This window comes from Okeania sp. SIO3B5, from assembly GCF_010692555.1.
Taxonomy (GTDB): domain Bacteria; phylum Cyanobacteriota; class Cyanobacteriia; order Cyanobacteriales; family Microcoleaceae; genus Okeania.
Genome location: NZ_JAAHHG010000690.1, coordinates 1 through 4,480 on the forward strand (window position 1 = coordinate 1; position 4,480 = coordinate 4,480).

Genomic DNA, 4,480 nt, shown 5'->3' on the forward strand with positions numbered 1-4,480 from the left:
TAGTGAAAAAGTACCAGGTTTTTGCCGTCCATTGCTCAAAAAGTGAGTATTGGGGTAAGATAGAGGCAGAATCACTATTGGGATAGTTTTTCCGAATAGGTCCTCTACAACTCCTGATTCCTCTTGACTCTTCACTACTCCCTACTCCCCTCCTGGGAGGGGTTAGGGGTGGGTCCCTACTCCCTGCCAAGCGCAAAAAGACTTTTTCAGCAAACCCTAAATAATGTGTAAATATACCAGCGCACATTGCTATAGCGAGCGAGGGCAAGTACCATTCACCCCTACAAATGGCAGGGCTAATTCATTGTCGTCAGAGAATATTAAGTTAAAAATACATTTACAGCGGTTTCCGTTGTTATGAGGTACACCTGTCGCGGGCAAGATGCCCGCACTACAATGATTTTACCATTCAAGCTTGTACCTCATTTGCCCGAAATATGCTGTAATTGTGCAAATATACAAATATCTCCATCTCCCCATCTCCCCATCTCCCTATCTCCCCATCAATTTTTCTCTAGTGACAATAAATAGGGCTTGCTGATTAAATATCAAAGTCTTGACTGGTTTTGGTTTTACCCTTTTCAGGTACTAATAAAGTACCCGCTTTTAGGTGGTAATGGTTCAAAAATCTAAGATTTTCGGCATTTCGAGGGGTAGAAAATCACTTTTACGATTCTTCTGACTACTTCTTCTATAATTCCCATTCCTCCTGACTTCACCGATTGCAGGATTGCTGGATTCTACCCCTACCGCTCATACTTATTCAGCAAACCCTAAATAGACTCTACCTACAAATGGTGGTTTAAAAGTCAATTTGCGTAAGTCCTGATACACTAATTCAGCAACGCCATTTTTTTTTACTGTAAAAGCCAAAATCCACTATAAGTCATCCCAGAATCATCTGGTTGTACTAACAGAAAATGTAACCCCTGACTATGTTGTTTTCTCTCTTCATAAACTTGAGCTGCTAATGACACTTCTCGATCTGAAAAAGTAGCAACTACCCACCGATCTACTAACCCCGCTTCTAAAATTAGCCCATTGGGATCGCCAGAAACATACTTTAAAAAGTATGGTTGCGCTGCTTCTAACCATTGAGCTAATTTCATCGACTGACGACCTCCATCTATAACAACCCCTGGTATAGGAAGTGTTGAAGACAGTCCTAAATTTAAGGGTAAAAGAAATTCAGGTACTGCCAAAATAGGAATTGGGCGCTCAATAATATCCTTAATATTACCCGCAGGTAATGTAGCAAATCTCCAGCGATCGCCCCAAAGATTTTCAGCTAACGGTACGGGTGGAGGAGAATCTAATTTTAAGGGATCGTAAAATTCTCCAGTATATGTTTCCATTCCCTGATATTGTTGCACCCTCTCTAGTAACCATTGTTTTAAAGCAGTAGTATGTCTAGTCGCTTCCACTTTTACCCCCAATATTTGAGCTGCGGTTTCAATTAAACCCAAAGATTGAGGTCGAAATACTTGAATTGTACCTGGTAAATCCTGGCTTTGATCCGCTTTTCTTAGTTGCTCCACTAGCCAATTGGCATTAACTTCTGACTGGGGACAAATAGCAGTAAATTCTAAGCTACGAGTGGGAGTACAAATTAATAATTCCCATAATTGTTGGCCTTGTTTATCCTGGAGTGGACGACGATAAAAATCTGTTTGCCAAATAGTTCTATTGTTCATTTATTTTTGGAGAAAGAAGGAGTTTAACAATTAATAATTAATAATTAATAATTAATAATTAATTAGGACTTGCTGAAAAAGTCTTTTTGCGCTCGGCAGGGAGTAGGGAGTAGGGAGTAGTTAAAACTCAAGAGTTAGAGGGAGTTGTAGAGGAGGTAGGATGAAAAATTATCCTTTGCCAACTCTGCCCAACTATACGCCAAAATACTCACTTAAAGACTTTGATATTTAATCAGCAAACCCTAATTAATAATTACCTATCCTTTTAATCAATCCTCTTTAATTCATTAAGGAAGAGGTAATTCTAAATTCTAAATTCTAAATTCTAAATTATTGAATCTTGGGTACAATAAAAAAATTATCAATCTATTTATATTGGATTAGATGCTATGGTTAATCCGGCCCTGAGTGAATTTGGTACAACTATGTCCCGCCTCACAGGTGTGCGGGCAATTATGGCAGATATTATTGCTACCCTACGAGCAGGCCAGGGACAGGAGTTTCTCAACTTCAGTTCAGGAAATCCCCTAGTTTTACCAGAAGTAGAAAAATTGTGGCGGGATTGTACTACAAAATTATTGGCAAGTCCAGAATACGGGGAAGTTGTGGGGCGTTACGGTTCATCTCAGGGTTATCAACCGTTTATTGATGCAGTTGTTAATGATTTTAACCGTCGCTATGGCCTGAATTTAAGCGATCGCAATATTTTAATTACTCCTGGTTCTCAGTCTATATATTTCTATGCTGCTAATGCTTTTGGTGGATATACTAGCAGCCAAACTCTGAAAAAAATTGTTCTACCTCTGAGTCCAGATTATACAGGTTATGGCGGAGTGAGTTTAGTGCCAGAAGCGGTAGTTGCTTATAAACCGACTCTGGAAATAGATGCTGAATCTCATCGCTTCAAATATTGTCCAGACTTTAGTCAGCTAGTTATTGATGAAAATACTGGCTGTGTCATTTTCTCACGCCCCTGTAATCCTACTGGTAATGTGATTAGTGCCTTGGAGGTCAAGAAAATTGCAGATCGGGCTGCTGTTTATGATGTGCCAGTATTTGTGGATGCTGCTTATGCTCCTCCATATCCAGGATTAAATTTTGTGGAGATGGAGCCAATATTTGGGGACAATATCTGTCATTGTATGAGTTTATCGAAAGCTGGACTTCCTGGAGAAAGAATCGGCATTGCTATTGGGGATGAACGAATAATTGAGGTATTGCAGGCTTTCCAGACTAATATGTGTATTCATTCTCCTCGTTATGGGCAAGCGATCGCTACTGATGCAATTAATTCTGGGGCCTTGGCAGAAGTTTCTACTGGAGTGATTCGGCCTTTTTACCAAAATAAGTTTTCAATTTTAGAATCAACTTTAGAAAAAGCTTTACCAAAAAGTTTGCCCTGGTTTCTGCATCGTTTTGAGGGAGCAATTTTTGCTTGGTTATGGTTGAAAGATTTACCGATGACTGATTGGGAACTGTATCAAAAGTTGAAGCAGGTGGGGGTTATTGTTGTGCCTGGCAGTTCTTTTTTCCCTGGTTTGCACGAAGAATGGTCTCATAAACAGGAGTGTATTCGGATTAGTTTAACGGCTTCTGATGAGGATATTCAAGAAGGAATGGAACGTTTAGCGAAGATGGTGGTTTCTATTTTTTAAAGGTAAGCATTCAGCTATTAGCTGTCAGCTATCAGCAACAATAATCTCTCATATAGGACAGTGTTTAAATTAATATAGACTTTAAGAGCAAGGGAGCAAACTTTTGTAGTAAGACAATTAAATATTGCTTTTATCCTAAACTAAAAGCAATAGCTGATAGCTGATGGCTGACGGCTAAATGCTTACTTTTAAAGTACATCTACTAGCCTTAATTAATATAGCTATTACCAAAGTTATAATTAACAATTTGGAGAGATTATTTCTAGTAGTCTGACTATTGTTGATAAGATTTAGTTGAAAGCTTCTGCAATTATTCGGTAATAGTATAGACTTCAAAAAATACATATAAATAAAAGGAGTAAAAATATTATGAGTTCCTCAATTTATAGTGTTGCTATTGAATCCACTGGTGGAATTGCTAGACATTATTTTATTTCATCTGACGGAACATTTGAAAATTCAATTGGATGGGGTCCTCAAGGAATTGAATATCAAGGAAAAGGGGCAGAATTAACAGTTGAACAAGAACAGCGAGCTTGTGAATATTTACACAAGTTTGGCAAGTACAATATTCATACTAATAATTGTGAAATGTTTCCTTGGTATGTGATTACTGGAAAACATTATTCGGGGCAAATTCAAGAAAAACTTCACACTGCAATTGGAGCTAAAATGGTTTCTCTTATACAACCTGTTTTGACACCTCGAGAAATAGTTAATTATCAGTATGAAAAAGCAATAGTTAGTAAATTTAATGAAGACCTAGAAAAAGTAAAACTTACTCGGTTAAAATCAGAGCAAGCAATGCGTGATAATTTTTGGAAAAAAATAGATGCCAAGGAAAATTAGATTTGAGAGTAAGTTAATTTCCTTACCGAATAATGAAGGTTTAAAACCTCTCCTTTAAACCCACATTCCGCACCACAAAACGTAGTATAGAAGGAGGAGACAGGAGACAGGAGACAGGAGACAGAATTTGAGAAGAAAATCATAGCTGCCGCGATCGAGTATACGATCAAGCAAGTATTTATGCGTAAATTTTTTACTTCATTATTTGATCGACGAAAAAAGTAATTGAGATGATTTGTATAGTATAAATACCTGCAAAGCTACGGATTTATATACTACTTT

Annotated in this window: 3 protein-coding genes; 2 read left to right on the plus strand and 1 reads right to left on the minus strand. The window is 37.7% G+C overall.

Annotation, left to right across the window (positions count from 1 at the left end; all coding sequences use genetic code 11):
• Window positions 1–857 precede the first annotated feature (857 nt).
• Window positions 858–1,694 carry a Tab2/Atab2 family RNA-binding protein gene (locus tag F6K54_RS40910; protein ID WP_293090204.1) on the minus strand — a complete coding sequence of 279 codons (837 nt, stop codon included), beginning with the start codon at window positions 1,692–1,694 and terminating at the stop codon, window positions 858–860.
• 389 nt (window positions 1,695–2,083) lie between these two features.
• Between F6K54_RS40910 and F6K54_RS40915 the strand changes: the two genes are divergently transcribed.
• A complete protein-coding gene (locus F6K54_RS40915; protein ID WP_293090206.1) occupies window positions 2,084–3,349 on the plus strand; it encodes a valine--pyruvate transaminase in 1,266 nt (421 codons plus the stop codon).
• 369 nt (window positions 3,350–3,718) lie between these two features.
• A complete protein-coding gene (locus F6K54_RS40920) occupies window positions 3,719–4,198 on the plus strand; it encodes an NC domain-containing protein (protein ID WP_293090208.1) in 480 nt (159 codons plus the stop codon).
• Window positions 4,199–4,480: the final 282 nt, after the last annotated feature.